This is a genomic window from Aeromonas media (assembly GCF_000819985.1).
Classification (GTDB): Bacteria; Pseudomonadota; Gammaproteobacteria; order Enterobacterales; family Aeromonadaceae; genus Aeromonas; species Aeromonas media.
In genome coordinates this window covers 1-489 of sequence record NZ_CDBZ01000197.1, presented here as the reverse complement: position 1 = coordinate 489, position 489 = coordinate 1, and the positions used below count along the sequence as shown (strand labels likewise).

General features: G+C 60.3%; 1 pseudogene. It reads left to right on the top strand.

Annotated features, from left to right (window positions below):
• Positions 1-277: 277 nt before the first annotated feature.
• A pseudogene (locus BN1127_RS16725) lies at positions 278-489 on the top strand (VOC family protein); the annotation flags it as partial.

The following is a 489-nucleotide window of genomic DNA, read 5'->3' as shown; positions in this document are numbered from 1 at the left end:
TTGCCATACTGACAAATTTGTTGATCCCGCCCCAACATTTATCACCCCGCCCTTCCCCTGCGCCTCTCTCCCGCTACCATACCCGAATGATAATCCAAGCCTCGTCGGAGTCACCCATGAGCCCTCTCCGCCATCCCCGTTGGTTACAAAGCAGCAGACTGGAGGCTGAAATTCAGGGGCGGTAGCCATGCCATCGGCTTGCCAACCCCTGCCGCTCACAGCTCACAGCAAGGGGCCGGCCGGCGACTCATCCACAACATGCAAGGCAAGGTGGTGTATGGAAACACAAACATTGCATCGCGGTCGGCTGATCGACCATCTCCAGCTGGTGGTGAAAGACCTGGCCGCCAGCCAGCGCTTTTATACGGCCGCACTGGCCGCCCTCGATATTCCCATAGGCGGCACCGGTGAGGGTTACTTCTGGGCAGACGAGTTGTTCGTCACCGCCATCGACAGCCCTGCGGCGCTCGGAGCACTGACCGGCCGCCA